The organism is Falsirhodobacter algicola (genome assembly GCF_018279165.1).
In the GTDB taxonomy this organism is placed as follows: domain Bacteria; phylum Pseudomonadota; class Alphaproteobacteria; order Rhodobacterales; family Rhodobacteraceae; genus Falsirhodobacter; species Falsirhodobacter algicola.
On sequence record NZ_CP047289.1, the window covers coordinates 476,212 to 496,507 of the forward strand.

Consider the following 20,296-nt stretch of genomic DNA (forward strand, 5'->3'; position numbering starts at 1 on the left):
CTTACGTCTCCAGGTTCTTGCCGATCATCCGCATCAGGAAGATCGCGACGATGTTGGCGAGGATCACGGCGATGACGCCGCCGGCGGAGCCCAGACCCACGTCATATTGCAGCAGCGACTGCGAATAGACGAGGTAGGTCAGGTTGGTCGAGGCATTGCCCGGACCGCCGTTCGTGGTCACGAGGATCTCGGCGAAGATCGACAGAAGGAAGATCGTCTGGATCAGGATGACCACCGTGGCCGCGCGCGACAGGTGCGGCAGCATGATGTGGAAGAAGCGGCTGACGGGGCCGGCGCCGTCCATCTCGGCGGCTTCGAGCTGCTCGCTGTCCAGCGATTGCAGCGCCGTCAGAAGGATCAGCGTGGCGAAGGGCAGCCACTGCCATGCCACGATCAGGATGATCGAGAAGAGCGGCGCCTGCGATAGGAAATCGAAGGGCGGAAGACCGAACACCCCCGCCAACCAGCCGAAGAGGCCGTTGACCGGGTTCATGAACATGTTCTTCCACACGAGCGCCGACACGGTCGGCATCACGAAGAAGGGCGCGATGACCAACACGCGCACGACGCCTTGGCCCCACATGGGCTGATCCAGCAGCAGGGCGAGGAGAATGCCGCCCACGGTCGTGATCAGCAGGACACCGCCCACCAGCAGCAGCGTGTTGAACAGCGCCGGCCAGAAATTCGGGTCCGTGAAGAAGTAGCGGTAATTCTCGAAACCCGTGAACGGGTTATCGCCGGGGATCAGCAGGTTGTAGCGCAGGAACGAAAAATAGATCGTCATGCCCAGCGGCACGATCATCCACAGAAAGAGGAGGATCACGGCGGGAGAGATCATCAGGCGTCCGGCGGCGCGAGAGGCTTGGGTGGCCATGCGGGCGGTCCTTATGTTGCGAATGGGGTGCGGCGGAGACCGCCGCACCCCGTGTCTATTGCCGGATCAGCGGATTACTTCGGGTAGCCGGCGCGTTGCATTTCGCGCTTGGTCAGCGCCTGTGCGGAGGACAGGGCCTGATCCGCGCTCGTGGTGCCGGCCAGCGCCGCCGAGAAGACCTGACCGACGGCGGTGCCGATGGCCTGGAACTCGGGGATGGAGACGAACTGACCGCCGGTATAGGGCACGTCCTGAACCGACGGGCTCTGGGTGTCGGCCGACTCGATCGCGTTCAGCGTCGGTTCGGCGAAGGCCGCCGTTTCGATGTATTCGGGGTTCTCATAGAGAGAGGTGCGCGTACCGGGAGGTGCGTTGGAGATGCCCTGCTCCTGAGCCACGAGGTTCGTGTACTCTTTCGAGGTCGCCCAAGCGACGAAGGCCTTGGCCGCGTCCTGTTTCTTGGACGATGCCGGGATCGCGAGGTTCCACGACCACAGCCAGTTGCCGTGGTTGTCTACGCCGTCCTTGTGCGGGAAGGGCGCGAAGCCCACGCTGTCGGCCACGGTGGAATCGTCCGGATTCGACACGAAGGAACCGGCGACCGTCGCATCCATCCACATACCGCATTTGCCGGTCTGGAACAGCGAGAGGTTCTCGTTGAAGCCGTTCGACGATGCGCCCGGAGGGCCGTAATTCGTCATCAGGTTCAGGTAGGAATCGAGCGTTTCCTTCCATTCCGGGCTGTCGAATTGCGGGTTCCAGTCGGTATCGAACCAGCGCGCGCCCATGGAGTTGGCCATCGCCGTCAAGAAGGCGATGTTCTCGCCCCAGCCGGCCTTGCCGCGCAGGCAGATGCCGTAGACGCCGTTCGACTTGTCGGTCATCTTCTCGGCGGCTTCGGTGATGAAGGCCCAGGTGGGCTGCTCGGGCATGGTCAGCCCGGCCTTTTCCAGCAGGTCCGTGCGGTACATGACCATCGCGGATTCCGCATAGAACGGCGCGGCATAGAGCGTGCCGTCCACGGTCAGCGCCTGCGCCACGGCCGGCAGGAAATCGTCCACGTCGTAATCGGCGCCCATGTCTTCCAGGGGCAGAAGCCAGTTCTGCCGCGCCCAGATCGGGACTTCGTAGTTGCCGATGGTCAGCACGTCGTACTGCCCGCCATTCGTCGCGATGTCCGTGGTCACGCGCTGGCGAAGGACGTTCTCCTCCAGCGTGACCCAGTTCACGTCGATGTCCGGGTTCTTATCCTTGAAATCGGCCATGAGGCTTTGCATCCGGATCATGTCGCCGTTGTTGACGGTCGCGACAGTGATCGTCTCGGCTGCGGCCGGCAGGCCCAGCGCGGCGACGCAACAGGCACCCATGAGCCCGCGAATGGTCGTATTCATAGTATCCTCCCTGCGAATGAGCATATGCCCAACTCGTTGCCAAATGTTCACCGGCTGGTGAGGAAGGTCAAGGCCCTTGTGTCGTCTTCGTGGGGCCGTATTGCGGTGAACCTTTGGGCAAACGTGGTCGGGGTGGCCCGATTTCCGTGCATCTTAGTCGTGTCGTCCGTCCAGAAGCGCGCGTGCGGTCGTTTCGTCCGTGACAAGTCCATTCAGGATGCCACCCTTCAGCGCGCCGCGCAACGCTGCCATCTTCGCCTTGCCCCCCGCGACGCCCACCGTCAGCCGTTCGGCCGAAGGATGGACCTGAACCGAGGTCAGACGTTCGCCCAGCGGAGTGTCGATGTACTGACCGTCCGCATCGTAGACATACCCCGTGATCTCCCCCACGGCACCGCGACGTTCTAGCGCATGCAGATCGTCCGAGGTCAGGAAACCTTGGGTCAGGAGGGGCGCCCGTGCGCCCATCTGCCCGACGCCGAGGAAGATCACATCCGCCCGCTGGCCCAGATCGCGCACCGTCCGCACCGCCCGCAGGTTCAGCACGCTGCGCCGCTCTTCGGCCGAGGCGACGAGCACGGGGGCGGGCATCGGGAAATGCGGGGCATGGATGCGCGCCGCCAGCGTCATGATCACCTCGAACTGGCTGCCGGAGCCGTCGTCGGCGATATTGCCGATCAGCGATACGAGCGTCTGATCGGGGCGGGCGCGATGCTCCACCTCGGCGGCCATGGCGGCAAGGGCGCGCCCGATGCCGAGGCCGACGATCCCCGTCGTCTCCCGTCCCAGCACGGCATCGAACAGCGCCGCCGCGATCGGGCCGAGCGAGCGGTCGATATCCTCGCCCAAGGATGGGGCGACGCGCACCTCGTGAAGATCGAAGCGGTCGCGCAGCCGGGCCTCCAGTTCGAGGCATTCCGATAGCGGGTGTTCCAGCCGGACGCGCACCAGCCCTTCCTGCATGGCGCGGCTGACCAGCCGCTGGGCCCGTTGGCGCGAGATGCCCATCTGCGCGGCGATCTGATCCTGTGTCAGCCCGCCGGCGTAATAGAGCCATCCGGCCCGCGCTGCGGCATCCAGGGGGTCGGGCGCGCCAAGGCGGCGTCCCCTTGTCGGCATCTCGGTCATATCTGTCCTCCCCAAGGCGCAGGTTATGGCCGATGCGCCGCGCCGGTGGAAGCCCTTTCCCTTATGGCCAAGCCCGCAGGATCATGCCACCTTCCGTGCAAAACGGAGAATGCGCGATGTCGAGCCTGAAGATTCCCGCCTTTGACGGCCACAACGATTTCCTGCTGCGTCTGATGCGCGAACCGCGCCGCCGCGAGGAGATCTGGCTGACGGGCGAGGGGGCCGGGCATCTCGATCTGCCGCGGATGAAGGCGGGCGGTTTCGCGGGCGGGATGTTCGCGATCTACGTCCCCTCGCCGCGGGCCGGGCGGGAGGAGCGGGCCGTGGACCGCGACATGATGGGCGCGCAATACGACGTGCCGCTGCCTCCGGCGCTGGACCTGGCCGAGGCGCAGGTCTGGGCGCTTGGGATGGCCGGGCATCTTCTGTGGATGGAGCGTTCGTCGGGCGGGGCGTTCCGCCTGTGCCGGACCGCCGGCGCGATCGAAGCCGCCATGGCCGAGGACGTGATCGCCGGGGTGATGCATATCGAAGGGGCGGAGGCGATCGATGCCGATCTCGATATGCTGCATCTGTTCCACGGGCTTGGCCTGCGCTCCCTCGGGCCGGTCTGGAGCCGCCCGACCATCTTCGGGCATGGCGTGCCGTTCCGTTTCCCCTCGGGGCCGGATATCGGGCCGGGGCTGACCGATGCCGGCAAACGGCTGGTGCGCGAATGCAATGCGCTGAAGATCATGATCGATCTGTCGCATCTGAACGAGGCGGGGTTCGAGGATGTCGCCGCGCTGTCGGATGCGCCGCTGGTCGCCACCCATTCGAACGCCCATGCCGTCACCCCGTCCTCGCGCAATCTGACGGACCGGCAGCTGCACATGATCCGCGAACGGGACGGGATGGTCGGCATCAACTTCGCCACCTCCTTCCTGCGCGAGGACGGCCGCCGCGGCGCCGAGATCGGCTGGGAGCCGATCTGCCGCCATCTCGATCACCTGATCGCCGAATTGGGGGAGAATCGGGTCGGCCTCGGGTCGGACTTCGATGGGGCGACGGTGCCCGAAGGGATCAAGGATGTGGCAGGACTGCCTGCGCTTGCAGCAGCGCTGCGCCGTCACGGCTATGATGACGAGCTTCTGAAGAAGATATTCCACCGCAACTGGCTGGCGGTGCTGCGCCGCACATGGGGGGAATGAGCGACGGCGCTTGACCGGCGCGGCAGACCGCTCACATGATGACACTGCTCTTGGCAAAGAGAGATGCATCGTGACCGCAACTACCCTTCAGGCCGACATTCTCCGACATCTGTCCTTTACCGTCGGCAAGGATCCCCAGAACGCCACCCTGTTCGATTGGCGCATGGCCCTGTCCCATGCCTGCCGCGACCGCATCATGGAGCCTTGGTTCGCGGCCACCCGCCGCACTTGGGCCGAGGATCGCAAGCGCGTCTATTACCTGTCGATGGAGTTTCTGATCGGGCGCCTGCTGGAGGACGCCACGATCAACCTCGGCCTGCACGAAGAGGCCGAGGCCGCGATGCGTGCCTTGGGCCAAGATTTCCGCGACGTGGTGGGGGATGAGCCCGACGCCGCGCTGGGCAATGGCGGGCTGGGACGGCTGGCGGCGTGCTTCATGGAATCCATGGCGACGCTGGGCTGTCCGTCCTATGGCTACGGCATCCGCTACGAACACGGGCTGTTCCGCCAAAGTTTCAATGCCGGGCGGCAGATCGAGGCGCCGGAGACGTGGCTCGACCATCCCCATCCGTGGGAATTCGACCGCCCCGAGGCGCAGTACGTCATCCCCTTCAAGGGCCATGTGGAAACGCGCAACGGCGCCGCCGTCTGGGTGCCGGGCGAATCGGTCTTTGCGCAGGCGCATGACACGCCCGTCATCGGCTGGCAGGCGCGCTGGGCCAATACCCTGCGCCTGTGGTCGGCGCGCCCGACCGATCCCTTCGATCTGGAGCGGTTCAATCACGGCGATTACACCGCCGCCGCCCAGCCCGAAACGCTGGCCCGCACCCTTAGCCGCGTTCTCTACCCGGACGACACCACCTATCAGGGCAAGGAACTGCGCCTGAAGCAGGAATACTTCCTGACCTCGGCCGCGCTGCAGGACATTCTGCGCCGCTATCTGCAATCCCATGCCGATCTGCGCGCGCTGCCCAAGCATGTCGCGATCCAGATGAACGACACCCATCCCGCCATCGCCGGGGCCGAACTGATCCGCCTTCTGGTCGATGATCACCGGATGGAGTTCCGCGAGGCGCTGCACATCGCCCAGCGCTGCCTCGGCTATACCAACCACACCCTTCTGCCCGAGGCTTTGGAGCGGTGGTCCACCTACACCTTCGGCACCGTCCTGCCGCGCCATATGCAGATCGTGGAGCAGATCGACGGCTGGCACCTTGAGGAGCATCGCGCCCGCCCGCATTACGTCGGCATCGTGAAGCATCACGAGGTGCGGATGGGGGAGCTGGCCTTCATCACCTCGCACCGGGTGAACGGGGTTTCGGCGCTGCATACCGATCTGGTGCGCAAGAACCTGTTCCCCGAACTCAACGCCTTGCACCCCGACCGCATCATCAACCAGACGAACGGCGTGACGCCGCGCCGCTGGCTGAAGATGTGCAACCCGGCGCTGTCGGGCCTGATCACCGACACGATCGGCAGCGGCTGGGAGGCGGATCTCGACCGGCTGAAGGCGCTGGAGCCGCATGTGACGGACCCCGCCTTCCTTCGGGCCTTCGGAGAGGCCAAGCGCACGAACAAGGTGCGCCTTGCCGCATGGCTTCAGCGCACGACGGGCGTCGTCGTCGATCCCGACGCGCTGTTCGATGTGCAGGTGAAGCGCATCCACGAATACAAGCGCCAGCTTCTGAACATCCTCGAAACGGTGGCCCGCTGGAAGGCGATCCGGGAAAATCCCGATGCCGGATGGGTACCGCGCGTGAAGATCTTCGCCGGGAAATCCGCCCCCGGCTATGCCGTCGCCAAGGAGATCATCCATCTGATCAATGACGTGGCCGCGGTCGTGAACAACGATCCCGTCACGGGCGATCTGCTGAAGGTGGTGTATCCGGCGAACTACAACGTCTCCATGGCCGAACGGCTGGTGCCTGCGGCGGACCTGTCCGAGCAGATCTCCACCGCCGGTAAGGAGGCGTCGGGCACGGGGAACATGAAGTTCATGATCAACGGCGCCCCGACGATCGGAACGCTGGACGGCGCCAATGTGGAGATCCTTCAGGAGGTGGGGGCGGACAACTTCTTCCTCTTCGGTCTGACCGCCGAAGAGGTGGTGAAACGCCGCGAGGATCCCGAACATGCCCGCCACGCGATCGAGGCCAGCCAGCCGCTTCTGGACGTGCTGCAGATGATCGCCGAGGGGCGATTCTCGCCCGATGAGCCGGAGCGATATCACCAGCTGGTTCACCGCGTGTGGAACCATGATTATTTCCTGGTCGCATCGGACTTCGACTCCTACATCCAAGCGCAGGGGGAGGTGGACCGCGCCTTCTCTGATCGCGACCGCTGGCTGAAGATGGCGGCGCTGAACACGGCCCGCTCGGGCTATTTCAGCTCCGACCGCACGATCCGCGGTTACATGAACGACATCTGGGACATCGACCCGGCTATATGAGGTGAACCGCGCGTGACGGGGGCAAGGGCGGCGGCGAGGATCGATCCGCAGGCGGCGCAGGCGATCTGCGAAGGACGGCACGGCGATCCGTTCGCGTTCCTCGGGCCGCATCCGGCCGGCAAGGAATGGCGCGTGACCGTCTGGCAGCCCGGAGCCGAGAAGGTCTGGCTGAAACCGGGCGGCGCTACGACCGAGGTTCCGGGATTCCCCGGCCTCTTCGTCGGCAAGACCAAATCCCGCGAGTATCGCATCCGCGCGGTGGCCGGGGACGCCGAATGGATCGTGGACGATCCCTACCGCTTCGGCCCCGTCCTTGGCGAGATCGACGAATACCTTCTGGGCGAGGGGACGCATCATCAACTCTGGGACGCGCTGGGCGCGCATCCCATGGAGCATGAGGGCGTCGGGGGCACGCATTTCGCCGTCTGGGCGCCGAACGCGCAGCGCGTTTCGGTCATCGGCGGGTTCAACTTCTGGGACGGGCGCCGCCACCCGATGCGCCAGCGCGGTGCCACCGGCGTGTGGGAGATCTTCGTGCCGGGGGTCGGCGTCGGGGAAAGCTATAAGTACGAGATCCGCACCGCGGCCGGGGAGATCCTGCCCCACAAGGCCGATCCCGTCGGCTTCGGCTCGGAACATGCCCCGGCGACGGCCTCGGTCGTACGCGATCTCGGTGGCCCGCTCTGGAGCGATGACGAGTGGATGGAGCGGCGGCACCGCGAGAACGGCGTCGATGCCCCCATCTCCATCTACGAGGTGCATCTGGGCAGTTGGCGGCGCGCGCCGGGCGACCGGATGCTGTCCTATGTCGAACTGGCCGATCAGCTGGTGGATTACGCCCATGACATGGGGTTCACCCATCTCGAATTCATGCCGGTTTCGGAATACCCGTTCGATGGCAGCTGGGGCTATCAGCCGATCGGCCTCTTCGCCCCGACCATCCGCCACGGCACCCCGGACGAGTTCCGCGCCCTGATCGATGCGGCGCATCGCAAGGGGCTTGGGGTCATCCTCGATTGGGTGCCGGGGCATTTCCCGTCGGATATTCACGGGCTGGGCCGGTTCGATGGAACGCCGCTCTATGAGCATGGCGACCCGCGCGAGGGGTTCCATCAGGACTGGAACACCCTGATCTACAATTACGGCCGCCGCGAGGTGAAGAACTACCTCACCGCCAACGCGCTCTATTGGCTCGAGGAATATCACGTCGACGGACTGCGTGTGGATGCCGTGGCCTCCATGCTCTACCGCGATTATTCGCGGGCCGATGGGGAATGGGTGCCCAATATCCATGGCGGGCGCGAGAACCTCGAGGCGATCGCCATGCTGCGCGACATGAACGTCGCGGCCTATGGCACCTATCCTGGGATCATGACGGCGGCGGAGGAATCCACGTCCTTCCCCGGCGTGTCGCGGCCCGTCGATCAGGGGGGCCTTGGGTTCGGGTTCAAATGGAACATGGGCTGGATGAACGACACCCTGTCCTACATCCAGAAGGACCCGATCCACCGCAAATACCACCATCACCAGATGACGTTCGGCTTGCATTACGCATGGTCGGAGAATTTCATCCTGCCGATCAGCCATGACGAGGTGGTGCACGGCAAGGGCAGCATGATCGCCAAGATGCCGGGCGAGGGGGCGGAGAAGTTCGCCAACCTGCGCGCCTATTACGGCTTCATGTGGACCCATCCGGGCAAGAAGCTGCTGTTCATGGGCTGCGAATTCGCGCAGGGGCGCGAATGGACCCATCAGCAGAGCCTCGATTGGCACCAGCTCGATATTCCCGAACATCGGGGGGTGCAGCGGCTGATCCGGGATCTGAACACGCTTTATCGTTCGAACGGCGCGCTGCATCACCATGATTCGCGTCCCGACGGGTTCGAATGGATCGAGGCGGGCGATGCCGAGGCGTCGGTCTTCGTGTTCCTGCGCCGGGGCGCTGCGGGCGATCCGCCGATCGTCGTGGCCGTGAACATGACGCCCGTGGACCGGCCCTATCGCATCGGGCTGCCCTCGGGCGGCACATGGGCCGAGGTGATGAACACCGATGCCGCCATCTATGGCGGGCAGGATCGCGGCAATTTCGGCCGCATCCACGCCGAGGACCAGCCATGGCACGGTCGGCCCCATTCGGCCGAGATACGACTGCCGCCTTTGTCGGTCGTGGTGTTCCGACAGGACTGAACATACGCGCCGGGGAGGGCGCGAAGGAGGATACGTTGCAGGCCGACCCCAGTTTTCGCTACCCGCCGGACCGTTTTCGCATAGATTGCAAGACAGGCCTTGGCTTCATCGAGGAGTTGTAAGCGAGATGGCTGGTTCGATCCGTGTGCTCTCCGTCGTATCCGAATGCGTGCCGCTTTTGAAAACAGGCGGCCTTGCGGACGTGGCCGGTGCGCTGCCTGCGGCGCTGGCGACGCGGGACGTGCACATGCGCGTTCTGATGCCGGCCTATCGCAGCATCCGCTGGCGGCTGGAGGGGATGACCGAGGTCTTTTACGAAGAGGATCTGTTCGGCGGCGCGGGCCGCGTCTTTGCCGGCACGATCGGCGGCATCGACATGCTGCTGCTGGATGCGCCGCATCTCTATGACCGCGAGGGCGGCCCCTATTCCGGCCCGTGGGGCGATTGGGACGACAACCCGCAGCGTTTTGCCGCGCTGTCATGGGTGGCGGCGCGGATCTGCCGGCAGGGGCTGCGTGGGGGGTGGCGGCCGCAGGTGATGCACGCGCATGATTGGCAGGCGGGCTTTGCCCCGGCCTATCTGGCCTTCGGCGGGCCGACGGATGTTTCCAGCATCATCACCATCCACAACATCGCCTTCCAAGGCTGGGCGCATGTCGATCTTCTGGACACGCTGCGCCTGCCGTCATGGGAGTTTCATCCCGGATCGCTGGAATATTATGGCGGGCTGTCCAGCCTGAAGGCCGGGCTGGTGACCGCCGACCGGATCACGACCGTATCCCCGAACTATGCGATCGAGTTGATGCGCCCGGAATACGGCATGGGGCTGCAAGGGGTCATGGCGTCGCGGGCCGACAGCGTGTCGGGTATCCTGAACGGCGTCGATACCGAGGTCTGGTCCCCCGAGGCGGAGGAACGCCCTTACAGCTTCGATCATTTGCGCGGCAAGATGGAGAACCGCCGCGTCCTCTGCGAAGCCTTCGATCTGGAGGTGCCGGGCCCACTGGTGATCGTCGTCAGCCGGATGACCCATCAGAAGGGTATCGATCTTCTGCCCGAGGTGCTGCCCGAATTCATCGAGCATGGCGGCGGTGTCGCGATCCTCGGTGCGGGCGATAGCGGGCTGGAAAGCGCCATGCGCGCGCTGGAGCTGCGCTATCCCGACCGGGTGGGCGTGCGTGTGGGCTATGACGAAGGGCTGAGCCATCTGATGTTCTCGGGCGGGGATGCGGTGCTCGTCCCCTCGCGGTTCGAGCCTTGTGGGCTGACGCAGATGTACGGGCTGCGCTACGGCACGCTGCCGGTGGTGGCGCAGGTGGGCGGTCTGGCCGACAGCGTGATCAACGTGAACCCGGCCTCCATGACGGCGGGGGTGGCCACCGGCTTTACCTTCACGCCGACGACCGCCGATGCGATGTCGGGGGCGCTGCGCCGCCTGCTGCAACTGTGGAACGATCGGGACGGCTGGGCGCAGGTGCAGCGGAACGCGATGCGCCATCCGGTCGGCTGGCAGGCCTCGGCCGAGGCGTACGAGGCGCTGTATCGCCAGATCCTGCGATGACGCTGGGGGCGGTGCTTCTGAAGGACGGGACCCGCTTCGCCGTCCATTCCGCCGATGCCGAGGCGGTGGAGCTGTGCCTCTTCGATCCCGAGCGTCGCATTCCGATGCTGCGGGAGGGCGATGTCTGGACCGTGACGGTGGAGGGCGTGGGCGAGGGGGCGCAGTACGGCTTTCGCGCCCATGGCCCCTTCGATCCGGCGCAGGGGCTGTGGTTCGATGGCGCGAAGCTGCTGCTCGATCCCTATGCCCGGCAACTGACGGCGCCGGTGCGCTGGTCCCCCGCGCTGCAGCCCGGCACGGCCGAGGATTCGGCCCGTGCGCTGCCGCGCTGCATCGTGACCAAGGTCGAACCCGTCCCGGTGAAGCGCCCCCGCACCCCATGGCCCGAAACCGTGATCTACGAGGCGCATGTCCGCGGGCTTACGATGCAGCACCCCAAGATCCCCGAGGGGCAGCGCGGCACGTTCCGCGGCCTCGCCTCGCGGCAGGTGCTGCGGCATCTGTCGCGCCTTGGGGTGACGGCGATCGAGCTTTTGCCCGTGCAGGCCTTCATCGACGACCGTTTCGCCGCCGAACGGGGGCTGACGAATTACTGGGGCTATCAGCCGGTCGCGCTGTGTGCGCCGCATCCGGCCTATGGCACACCGGACGATTTCCGCGCCATGGTGCGGAAGTTCCACAAGGCCGGCATCGAGGTGATCCTCGATATCGTGCTGAACCACACGGGCGAGGGCGATGCGCATGGCCCGTCCGTGTCGCTGCGCGGGTTGGACAATCGGGGCTATTACCGGCTGCGGGACGGGCATTATCTGGACGATGCGGGCACGGGCAACACGCTGGATGCGACGCGTCCGGCGGTGCAGCGCCTGTTCATGGACACGCTGCGGCATTGGGCGGCGCAGGGGGTGGATGGGTTCCGCTTCGATCTTGCTACGACGCTCGGCCGCGGGGCGGAGGGGTTCAGCCCGCGCGCGGCGATCTTCGACATGATCCGGCAGGACCCGCAGCTGCGCGATCTGAAACTGATCGCCGAGCCGTGGGATATCGGGCCGGGCGGCTATCAGCTTGGCCAGTTCCCCGCGCCCTTCGCCGAATGGAACGACCGTTTCCGCGACGATCTACGCCGTTTCTGGCGCGGAGAGGCGGTGGCGGGCGCGGTGGCGGCCCGCATGGCCGGTTCGGCCGAGATGTTCGACCATGACCGCCGCCCGGCTTGGACCTCGGTCAATTTCCTGACGGCGCATGATGGGTTCACCCTGATGGATGTGGTGCAATACGCCCACCGCCACAATGAGGCCAATGGCGAGGATGGCCGCGACGGCCATGGCGAGAATCATTCCGACAACATGGGCCATGAGGGCCCCCATCCCGATCTCGAGGCTACGCGGGCGCTGCGCCGCCGGGGCCTGATGGCGAGCCTTCTGCTGGCGCAGGGCACCCCGATGCTGCTGGCCGGGGATGAGATGGGCAACAGCCAAGGCGGCAACAACAACACCTATGCGCAGGATAACGAGGTGGGCTGGGTCGCGTGGCGCGATGACGATCTTGCCCCCTTCGTCGCCCGTCTGATCGCACTGCGCCGCTCGCTTCCGCCGCTGCGGCAGCGGGCGTTCTGGGGGGATAAGGATGTCGTCTGGTACCTGCCCGACGGCCGCATCCCCGCCCCGGAGGATTGGGCCGGGATGACCGCGCTCTGCATGGAGCTTCGCTTCGAGGGTGGGGCGGCCTTCGTCGTGCTGAACCCCGGCCATGCCGTTCCGCTGAACCTTCCGGCGGGGCGAAACTGGCACTGCGTTCTCGACAGCACGCAGCCTGCCGCTGATCCGCCGATCTGGGGGCTTGAAGCCCCCGCCCATTCCGTGCTCGTCTTTCGGCACACCGACTAGGGACAAAAAATGACCACGATTCAGACCGTTGCCTTTGATGATCAGAAGCCCGGAACCTCGGGCCTGCGCAAGAAGACGCGGGTGTTCATGCAGCCGCATTACCTTGAGAACTTCGTTCAGGCGATCTTCGGGGCGATCGGCGGCGCCAAGGGCAAGACCTTCGTTCTGGGCGGCGACGGACGCTTTTTCAACGACCGCGCGGTGCAGGTGATCCTGCGCATGGCGGCGGCGAACGGCGCGGCGCGGGTGATCGTCGGGCGCGGGGGCGTTCTGTCCACGCCCGCGGCCTCGAACCTGATCCGCCAGCGCAAGACCGATGGCGGCATCATCCTGTCGGCCAGCCACAACCCCGGCGGCGAGGATGAGGATTTCGGCATCAAGTTCAACATGGCGAACGGCGGCCCGGCCCCCGAAGCGATCACCGAAGCGATGTACCGCGAGGCAAGCGTCATCGTCAGCTACAACATCCTCGAGGCGCAGGATGTCGATCTGATGACCTTGGGCGAATCGAGCCTTGGCGGCATGGCCGTGGAGGTCGTGGACAGTGTGGCCGATTATGCCGCCCTGATGGAGACGCTGTTCGATTTCGACGCGATCCGCGCGATGTTCACCGCCGGTTTCACGATGCGCTTCGATGCGATGTGCGCCGTCACCGGCCCCTATGCGACCGAGATCATCGAAAAACGTCTGGGCGCGGCACCGGGTACGGTGGTCCATGGCACGCCGCTGCCCGATTTCGGTGGGATGCATCCCGACCCGAACCCGACCTGGGCGCATGAGCTGATGGCCGAGATGATGGGCCCGGACGCGCCCGATTTCGGCGCCGCCTCGGACGGGGACGGGGACCGGAACATGGTCGTGGGGCGCGGGATCTATGTCTCGCCCTCGGACAGCCTCGCCGTCTTGGCGGCGAATGCGCATCTGGCCAAAGGCTATACCCGCGGGCTGGCGGGGGTTGCGCGGTCGATGCCGACCTCGGCCGCGGTGGACCGTGTCGCAGAGGATCTGGGCATCGAGGCCTTCGAAACGCCGACCGGCTGGAAATTCTTCGGCAACCTTCTGGATGCCGGCCGCGCCACCCTGTGCGGCGAGGAAAGCTTCGGCACCGGATCGGACCATGTCCGCGAGAAGGACGGCCTTTGGGCGGTGCTTCTGTGGCTCAACATCCTTGCCGCGCGCAAGCAGTCGGTGGAGGAGATCCTGAACGCCCATTGGCAGAAATACGGCCGGAACTACTATTCCCGCCACGATTTTGAGGCGATCGAGTCGGACAAGGCCGCCGCGATGGTGGATGCGTTGCGCGCGGCGCTGCCGGATCTGCCGGGGCGCGAGGTGCAGGGCATGGTGATCGCCGCGGCCGACGATTTTTCCTATACCGATCCGGTCGATGGCTCCGTTTCGGCGCGTCAGGGCGTGCGCGTTCTGTTCGAGGATGGCAGCCGCATCGTGATGCGCCTGTCGGGCACCGGCACGCAGGGGGCGACGCTGCGCCTCTATCTGGAACGCTATGCCGAAAGCGGCTTCGATCGGGACCCGCAGGAGGCGCTGGCCCCGATCATCCGTGCGGCGCATGAACTTGCGGACATCGGCGGCCATACCGGCCGGACCGAGCCCGACGTCATCACCTGAGCGAGGCGGCGCAGCCCGTCAGGGCTGCGTAATCATCCTCGATGACGCTGACGGGGAAGGCGCTCACGAAGTCCGAGAACCTTCCCTTGTCGCGCATAGCCTCGGCAAAGCCGAGCGTTTCCAGATGCGGGGCAAGGGCACGGGCCATGCCGCCGCAGAGGGCGATGCCGCCGAAGGGCAGGTGCACCAGCCCCAGATTGCCGACCACCGATCCCAAGAGCCCGACGAACAGGCGGGCGGATTCCGTCGCCTCCGTGTCGGTGCCGATCAGGGGGATGATCTCCTTGGTCGGGCGTTCGGTGCCGGTCACGAAGGCGTGGATCGCGGTCAGGCCCCGGCCCGACAGCGCCTCTTCGATCGTGGCGATACCGTGGATGCCGTCCAGATGGCGCGCAAGCCGCTGCTCGGCCTCGGTGCGGGCGGGCAGGTTGATGTGCCCGCTTTCGGAGGGCGGGACGAGCCGCCCGTTCGGCGTGATATGCACCGGGCTGGCGTTGAAGCCGGTCCCCACGCCCACGACCAGCCGCGCCGCCCCTTCGGCCGCCGGACGGCCCGGAACGACGCTGCGCAACGAAATGTGACCAAGGGCGTGCCCCTGCGCCTGAAGATCGTTCAAGACCGCGACCGACGCCGCCCCCGTGACCGAGCGCAGCAGCCCCGCATCGATCGTCCAATCGAGATTGGTCAGCGTGGCGACCCCATTGGCCACGGGCCCCGCCACGGCAAGACAGGCCCCCCCGACCGCTTCGCCCGCGTCCAGAAGGAAGCGGTCGATCACCATGTCGATCCCGGCGAACTCGGCATTGGTGAAACGCCGCACGCTGTCGTGAAGGACGGTGAGTCCGTCAGCCAAGGCCATGCGTGTATTCGTGCCACCGACATCGGCGACCAGACTCAAACTGGACATCGAGCCCTCCCTTTCTCATGGTCTAGGTAATCTTTCATCTCTCGCAACTTCGCAATCCCGTCTTATGTTTGGAACAGGCAAATCGAGGAGATCGCATGGACGCAGCAGCCAAGCCTGTCGACTGGGCAGACCGCAACTGGTGGCGTGGGGCAACGATCTATCAGATCTATCCGCGCAGCTTTCAGGACACCAATGGCGATGGCGTCGGCGACCTGCGGGGCATCGAACAGCGCCTCGAGCATATCGCGCGGCTGGGTGCCGATGCGGTGTGGATCAGCCCGTTCTTCAAATCGCCCATGAACGACTTCGGCTACGACGTGGCCGACTACACCCGCGTCGATCCGATGTTCGGCACGAACGAGGATTTCGAGGCGGTGATCGCCAAGGCCCGCGAGCTTGGTCTGCGGGTGATGGTGGATCTCGTCTTCTCGCACACCTCGGCGCAGCATGACTGGTTCCAGGAAAGCCGCAAGAGCCGCGACAACGCCAAATCCGATTGGTACGTCTGGGCCGATCCTAGCCCGGATGGCACGGTGCCCAACAACTGGCTGTCGATGTTCGGCGGCACGGCATGGCACTGGGATTCGCGGCGCGAGCAGTACTACATGCACAACTTCCTCGCCTCGCAGCCGGACCTGAACCTGCACAATCCCGAGGTGCAGGAGGCGCTCTTGGACGTTCTGCGCTACTGGCTGGAGCGGGGGGTCAGCGGGTTCCGGTTCGACGTGATCAACTTCTACTTCTGCGACCGTTACCTGCGCAGCAACCCGCCGCTGCCGCGCGAGTTGCGCAACGACAGCATCGCGCCCTCGGTCAATCCCTACAATCACCAGCTGCACCTGTTCGACAAGAACCAGCCTGAAAACATCGACTTCCTGCGCAAACTTCGCGCAGTGATGGAACCTTATGCCGCCGCTGCGGTGGGCGAGGTGGGCGATGCGCAGCGCGGGTTGGAGATCATGGCCGAATACACCTCCGGCAATGACAAGGTGCATATGTGCTACCCGTTCGAGCTGCTTCAGCCGACGAAGCTGACGGCCCGCATTCTGGAGGAGACGTTCCAGCGGATGAACCGCGCCGCGCCCGATGCGTGGCCCTGCTGGGCCTATAGCAACCACGACACGGTTCGCCTTCCGACGCGCTGGCATGCCTGCGATGCGGCGCTGAAGAACTACGCCGTGCTGCTGATGTGCCTGCGCGGATCGGCCTGCATCTATCAGGGGGAGGAGTTGGGCCTGCCGGAGGCCAATCTGCGCTACGAGGATCTCCAGGATCCCTACGGCAAGGAGTTCTGGCCCGAGTTCAAGGGCCGCGACGGCGCCCGCACCCCCATGGCGTGGGATGACGGCGCGAATGGCGGCTTTTCCCCGAACGATAAGCCGTGGCTGCCGGTAGTGCCCGAGCATATCGAGCGGTCGGTCGCCGCGCAGGAAGGGGTCGAAGGCTCCATGCTGGAGCATTACCGCAAGGCCATCGCCCTGCGCCGCGCGCATCCCACCCTGCGCCACGGCGCGATGGATGCGATGTGGACCTCGGGCGATCTGGTGCAGTTCCTGCGGCTGGGGGTGGAGACGGTGTTCTGCGCCTTCAACCTTGGGGCGGGAACGGTGCAGGCGCGGATGCCCGAAGGGCAATGGCATCCGCTGGGCGCCGAGGCCGGATCGAAACCCCCGGCGCCGACGGTGACGCTCGGCCCGTGGGAGTTTTGCCTTGCGTGGCGGGATTAGGGCCGGATCTTCATCCGGCTTCCGCCCTGCAACGTCATCCAATCGGGCCAGCCGACATAGCGTTCGATCAGGAACAGCGCAAAGCAGGCGAGGACCACGCAGACCACGAGGATCACCTTCCACATCGGTGGGGGGTGACGCACCCATTGCGACATGCGCAGAAGCCAGATGGGGTTCATGTGTCCTCCGTGAAACGGACCTTGCCGATATAAGGCAGGTTGCGGTTCGACTGGGCATAGTCAATGCCGTAGCCTACCACGAATTCGTCGGGGATGGTGAAGCCGGTCCATGTCGCCTGCACCTCCACCTCCCGGCGCGAGGGCTTGTCGAGGAGGGCGCAGACCTCCAGCCGCCGCGGTTCGCGCGAGCGCAGAAGGCGCGTGACATGCGACAGGGTGAAGCCGGTATCGACGATATCCTCCACCACCAGCACGTCGCGGCCCGCGATCTCTCCGCGCAGGTCCTTCAGGATGCGCACTTCGCGGCTGGAGCGCATGGCGTTGCCGTAGGAGGAGGCCTCGAGGAAATCGACCTCCACCGGCAGACCGATTTCGCGCACGAGGTCCGCGATGAAGATGAAACTGCCGCGCAGCAGCCCGACGACGACCAGTTTGTCGGTGCCGGAATAATGGGTGGTAATCTCCGTCGCCAGATCCTCCACCCGTGCCGCGATGGACTTGGCCGAGATCATCTGGTCGATCACATAGGAACGTTTCGTCATGCTATCCCCTTGCACATGTGAACCCGAGTAGCGAAAACCACGACGGAAGTCACGGAGGATGCCATGCCGACCCATCATGAAACCCGGCGGCTGCCCTATACCGCGCAGCAGATGTACGACCTGGTGGCCGATGTCGGCTCCTATCCGCAGTTCCTGCCGTGGAACTCGGCGGCGCGCATCCGCTCCCGCACCCCCGTCGCCAATGGGGGGGAGTTGATGGAGGCCGATCTCGTCATCTCGTTCAAGGTGTTCCGCGAACGCTTCGGCAGCCGCGTCACACTGTGGCCCGAGGACAAGAAGATCGACACCGAATACCTTGACGGGCCATTCAAATATCTGAAATCGACATGGGCCTTCCGCGACTGCCCCGAGGGCGGCTGCGAGGTGGAATTCTTCGTCGATTTCGAATTCCGCAATGCCATCCTGCAGGGCATCATCGGCATGGTCTTCAACGAGGCGATGCAGCGGATCGTCCGCGCCTTCGAGGCCCGGGCCGCCGAGCTTTACGGCCCCGGGGCCTGATCTTCGGCCAGCGCGCGCAGCAGCGTCAGCGCGTGGGCCACGGTCGCGGCGCGGACGGCGTCCCGGCCGCGGGGGCCGAACTCCACCGTTTCGGTCCGGGTCGGTGCGCCATGGGCCGCCAGCCCGAAGCAGACCCGCCCTTCGGGTTTGTGCTCCGACCCGCCGGGGCCGGCGATGCCGGTCACGCTGATCGCGGCAGTGGCGGCCGAACGGGCAAGCGCGCCTTCGGCCATCTGGGCCGCGACCTCTTCGGACACGGCGCCCCAGCGGTCCAGCGTGGCGGCATCGACGCCCAGCAGGTCCATCTTGGCGGCGTTGGAATAGGTCACGAACCCCCGGTCGAACACGCGCGAGGATCCGGCCGTATCCGTCAGCGCCGCTGAGATCATGCCCCCGGTGCAGCTTTCGGCGGTGGCGATGACCAGCCCGCGCGCGGCGGCCAGCGTCTGGAACGCGGCCCAGCTCACATCAGCACCCCATGGGCGATGCCGGCGGCGATCATCGTAGCGATTCCCGCGAACAGCCCGGCCCAGAGATCGTCGGTCATCACGCCCGCCGCCCCGCCGCGCCGGTCCGCGCGGCCCACCAGCCACGGCTTCCAGATGTCGAAGAGGCGGAAGAACAGAAACGCCGCGACCCAGCCTGGATAGGCGACGATCGCCCAATCCTGCACCCCGTGCCACCAGAAGGCCGCCGCAGGGAAGAGCAGCGCGAGCCATTGGCCCGCCACCTCGTCGATGACGAATTCGGACGGATCCTCGTGGGCGTCGGGCAGTTCGCGGGCCAGCGCCCACCAGCCGATCGCGGTGACGAGGATCGTCGCCAGCACCAGCACGGGAAAGCCGAGGAACCGGTCGATCAGCAGGCCGAGGATCAGCGCCCCCGCCGATCCCCATGTGCCCGGACCGGGGCGCAGCAGGCCCAGACCGAACCCGAGGCAGATGAGCCGCGTCATGCCGATACCAGAAGCGCGGTCGCGACGGCGGCGATGCCTTCTTCGCGGCCGGTAAAGCCGAGCCGCTCCGAGGTCGTGGCCTTGACCGACACGATCCCGGGATCGACCCCGAGGATGTCCGCCAGCGCCGCGCGCATCGCCTCGGCATGGGGGCCGATCTTGGGGCGTTCGCAGATCAGTGTGACATCGCAGTTCGACAGCCGGAAGCCGCGCGCGCGCATCCGTTCGGCGGCATGGCGCAGGAAGATATGGCTCTCGGCGCCCTTCCATTTCATGTCCGAAGGCGGGAAATGCTGCCCGATATCGCCTTCGGCCAGCGCGCCGTAGATCGCATCGGTCAGTGCGTGCATCCCCACATCGGCGTCCGAATGGCCCTGAAGCCCGCGCCCATGCGGAACCTTCACCCCGCAGAGCCAGACGTGATCGCCCGCGCCGAAGCGGTGCACGTCATAGCCGTTGCCCATGCGGATATCCATGTTCCGTCCTTTCAGCATCGCTTCGGCCCGCGCGAAATCGGCAGGCCATGTCACCTTCATGTTGCTGTCGTCGCCCTCCACGATGACAACGTCAAGGCCTGCGGCGCGCGCCACCTCCACATCGTCGGCGGCGCCGCCCGGATGGGCCAGATGCGCGGCAAGGATGGCGTCGAAGCGGAAGCCCTGCGGCGTCTGGGCCCGCCATAGGGCGGTGCGGTCCTCGGTCCCGGTCACATGCGCCGCGCCGCGCCACAGCGCATCCGTGACGGTCAGCGCCGGGGCCGCGCCGACCGCGCCGTCCAGCGCGGCCACCACCCGGTCGATCACCGCGCGCGGCACCAGCGGGCGGGCGGCGTCGTGGATCAGCACGCGCGTCACATCCTGCCCCTCCAGCGCGCGGAGGGCGGCAAGGACCGATCCCGCCCGGCTGCCCGCACCCTCCACCAGTTCCACCCCGAGGGGTTCGGCCAAGGGGCGGTCGTCGGGGTGGATCACGAGGATGCGGCGCAGCCCGCGAAACGCCTCCAGCGTGTGCGCAACGACAGGGCGACCGTTCAGCGGACGCCATTGTTTGGGCAGTCCGCCCCCGGCACGGGTGCCGCGTCCGGCGGCGACGATGATGGCAACTGTGGTCATGTTCATGCTATGACATGGGCGCCGATCCGTGGAAAGTACGGCTTGCGCCGGTAAAAT

At 65.9% G+C, this 20,296-nt stretch carries 17 protein-coding genes; 8 read left to right on the forward strand and 9 right to left on the reverse strand.

Annotation, left to right across the window (positions count from 1 at the left end; translation table 11 throughout):
* Position 1: 1 nt before the first annotated feature.
* The 3 genes from GR316_RS02450 to GR316_RS02460 all read right to left on the reverse strand — a co-directional run bounded on the left by GR316_RS02450 (position 2) and on the right by GR316_RS02460 (position 3,393).
* Positions 2-874 carry a carbohydrate ABC transporter permease gene (locus GR316_RS02450; RefSeq protein ID WP_211784481.1) on the reverse strand — a complete coding sequence of 291 codons (873 nt, stop codon included), beginning with the start codon at positions 872-874 and terminating at the stop codon, positions 2-4.
* Positions 875-948: 74 nt separating this feature from the next.
* Complete coding sequence (locus tag GR316_RS02455; protein WP_211784482.1) at positions 949-2,265, reverse strand: ABC transporter substrate-binding protein; 1,317 nt, start codon at positions 2,263-2,265, stop codon at positions 949-951.
* A gap of 153 nt (positions 2,266-2,418) precedes the next feature.
* A complete protein-coding gene (locus tag GR316_RS02460; protein WP_249218796.1) occupies positions 2,419-3,393 on the reverse strand; it encodes a sugar-binding transcriptional regulator in 975 nt (324 codons plus the stop codon).
* A 116-nt stretch (positions 3,394-3,509) separates the two neighbouring features.
* Here GR316_RS02460 and GR316_RS02465 point away from each other — a divergent pair, with 116 nt between their 5' ends.
* The 6 genes from GR316_RS02465 to GR316_RS02490 all read left to right on the forward strand — a co-directional run bounded on the left by GR316_RS02465 (position 3,510) and on the right by GR316_RS02490 (position 14,295).
* Complete coding sequence (locus GR316_RS02465; protein WP_211784483.1) at positions 3,510-4,583, forward strand: dipeptidase; 1,074 nt, start codon at positions 3,510-3,512, stop codon at positions 4,581-4,583.
* Positions 4,584-4,650: 67 nt separating this feature from the next.
* The gene (locus GR316_RS02470; protein WP_211785073.1) at positions 4,651-7,032 is read left to right on the forward strand and encodes a glycogen/starch/alpha-glucan phosphorylase; all 2,382 of its coding nucleotides are present in this window, start codon (positions 4,651-4,653) and stop codon (positions 7,030-7,032) included.
* Positions 7,033-7,044: 12 nt separating this feature from the next.
* The gene (gene glgB / locus GR316_RS02475) at positions 7,045-9,219 is read left to right on the forward strand and encodes a 1,4-alpha-glucan branching protein GlgB (RefSeq protein WP_249218798.1); all 2,175 of its coding nucleotides are present in this window, start codon (positions 7,045-7,047) and stop codon (positions 9,217-9,219) included.
* Between the two features lie 127 nt (positions 9,220-9,346).
* Positions 9,347-10,780 (forward strand): glycogen synthase GlgA, encoded by a 1,434-nt coding sequence (glgA, locus tag GR316_RS02480; RefSeq protein WP_211784484.1) that lies wholly within the window; start codon positions 9,347-9,349, stop codon positions 10,778-10,780.
* Positions 10,777-12,666 (forward strand): glycogen debranching protein GlgX, encoded by a 1,890-nt coding sequence (glgX, locus tag GR316_RS02485; RefSeq protein ID WP_211784485.1) that lies wholly within the window; start codon positions 10,777-10,779, stop codon positions 12,664-12,666. The genes glgA and glgX overlap by 4 nt, the downstream gene beginning before the upstream one ends.
* A 9-nt stretch (positions 12,667-12,675) precedes the next feature.
* The gene (locus GR316_RS02490) at positions 12,676-14,295 is read left to right on the forward strand and encodes an alpha-D-glucose phosphate-specific phosphoglucomutase (RefSeq protein ID WP_211784486.1); all 1,620 of its coding nucleotides are present in this window, start codon (positions 12,676-12,678) and stop codon (positions 14,293-14,295) included.
* Here the strand turns inward: GR316_RS02490 and GR316_RS02495 are convergent.
* Positions 14,288-15,202, reverse strand: coding sequence for a glucokinase (locus tag GR316_RS02495; protein ID WP_211784487.1), 915 nt, complete (start codon positions 15,200-15,202; stop codon positions 14,288-14,290). The two genes, GR316_RS02490 and GR316_RS02495, sit on opposite strands and share 8 nt — an antisense overlap.
* A gap of 95 nt (positions 15,203-15,297) precedes the next feature.
* Between GR316_RS02495 and GR316_RS02500 the strand changes: the two genes are divergently transcribed.
* The gene (locus GR316_RS02500; RefSeq protein ID WP_211784488.1) at positions 15,298-16,929 is read left to right on the forward strand and encodes an alpha-amylase family glycosyl hydrolase; all 1,632 of its coding nucleotides are present in this window, start codon (positions 15,298-15,300) and stop codon (positions 16,927-16,929) included.
* Here GR316_RS02500 and GR316_RS02505 read toward each other — a convergent pair.
* Positions 16,926-17,108: a hypothetical protein gene (locus GR316_RS02505; protein ID WP_211784489.1), complete on the reverse strand. Its 183-nt coding sequence runs from the start codon at positions 17,106-17,108 to the stop codon at positions 16,926-16,928. The genes GR316_RS02500 and GR316_RS02505 overlap by 4 nt on opposite strands.
* Positions 17,105-17,650: a hypoxanthine phosphoribosyltransferase gene (gene hpt / locus GR316_RS02510; protein ID WP_211784490.1), complete on the reverse strand. Its 546-nt coding sequence runs from the start codon at positions 17,648-17,650 to the stop codon at positions 17,105-17,107. The genes GR316_RS02505 and hpt overlap by 4 nt, the downstream gene beginning before the upstream one ends.
* Positions 17,651-17,713: 63 nt before the next feature.
* Between hpt and GR316_RS02515 the strand changes: the two genes are divergently transcribed.
* The gene (locus tag GR316_RS02515) at positions 17,714-18,172 is read left to right on the forward strand and encodes a type II toxin-antitoxin system RatA family toxin (protein WP_211784491.1); all 459 of its coding nucleotides are present in this window, start codon (positions 17,714-17,716) and stop codon (positions 18,170-18,172) included.
* Here GR316_RS02515 and GR316_RS02520 read toward each other — a convergent pair.
* Genes GR316_RS02520 through GR316_RS02530 form a run of 3 tightly spaced genes read right to left on the reverse strand, consistent with a single transcriptional unit; the run spans position 18,154 to position 20,239 of the window.
* A complete protein-coding gene (locus GR316_RS02520; RefSeq protein ID WP_211784492.1) occupies positions 18,154-18,639 on the reverse strand; it encodes a CinA family protein in 486 nt (161 codons plus the stop codon). The two genes, GR316_RS02515 and GR316_RS02520, sit on opposite strands and share 19 nt — an antisense overlap.
* Complete coding sequence (locus GR316_RS02525; RefSeq protein ID WP_211785075.1) at positions 18,636-19,133, reverse strand: phosphatidylglycerophosphatase A family protein; 498 nt, start codon at positions 19,131-19,133, stop codon at positions 18,636-18,638. The genes GR316_RS02520 and GR316_RS02525 overlap by 4 nt, the downstream gene beginning before the upstream one ends.
* Positions 19,124-20,239, reverse strand: a complete 1,116-nt coding sequence (locus GR316_RS02530; protein ID WP_211784493.1) for a bifunctional 2-C-methyl-D-erythritol 4-phosphate cytidylyltransferase/2-C-methyl-D-erythritol 2,4-cyclodiphosphate synthase — start codon at positions 20,237-20,239, stop codon at positions 19,124-19,126. Before GR316_RS02530 ends, GR316_RS02525 begins: the two co-directional genes overlap by 10 nt.
* Positions 20,240-20,296 lie beyond the last annotated feature (57 nt).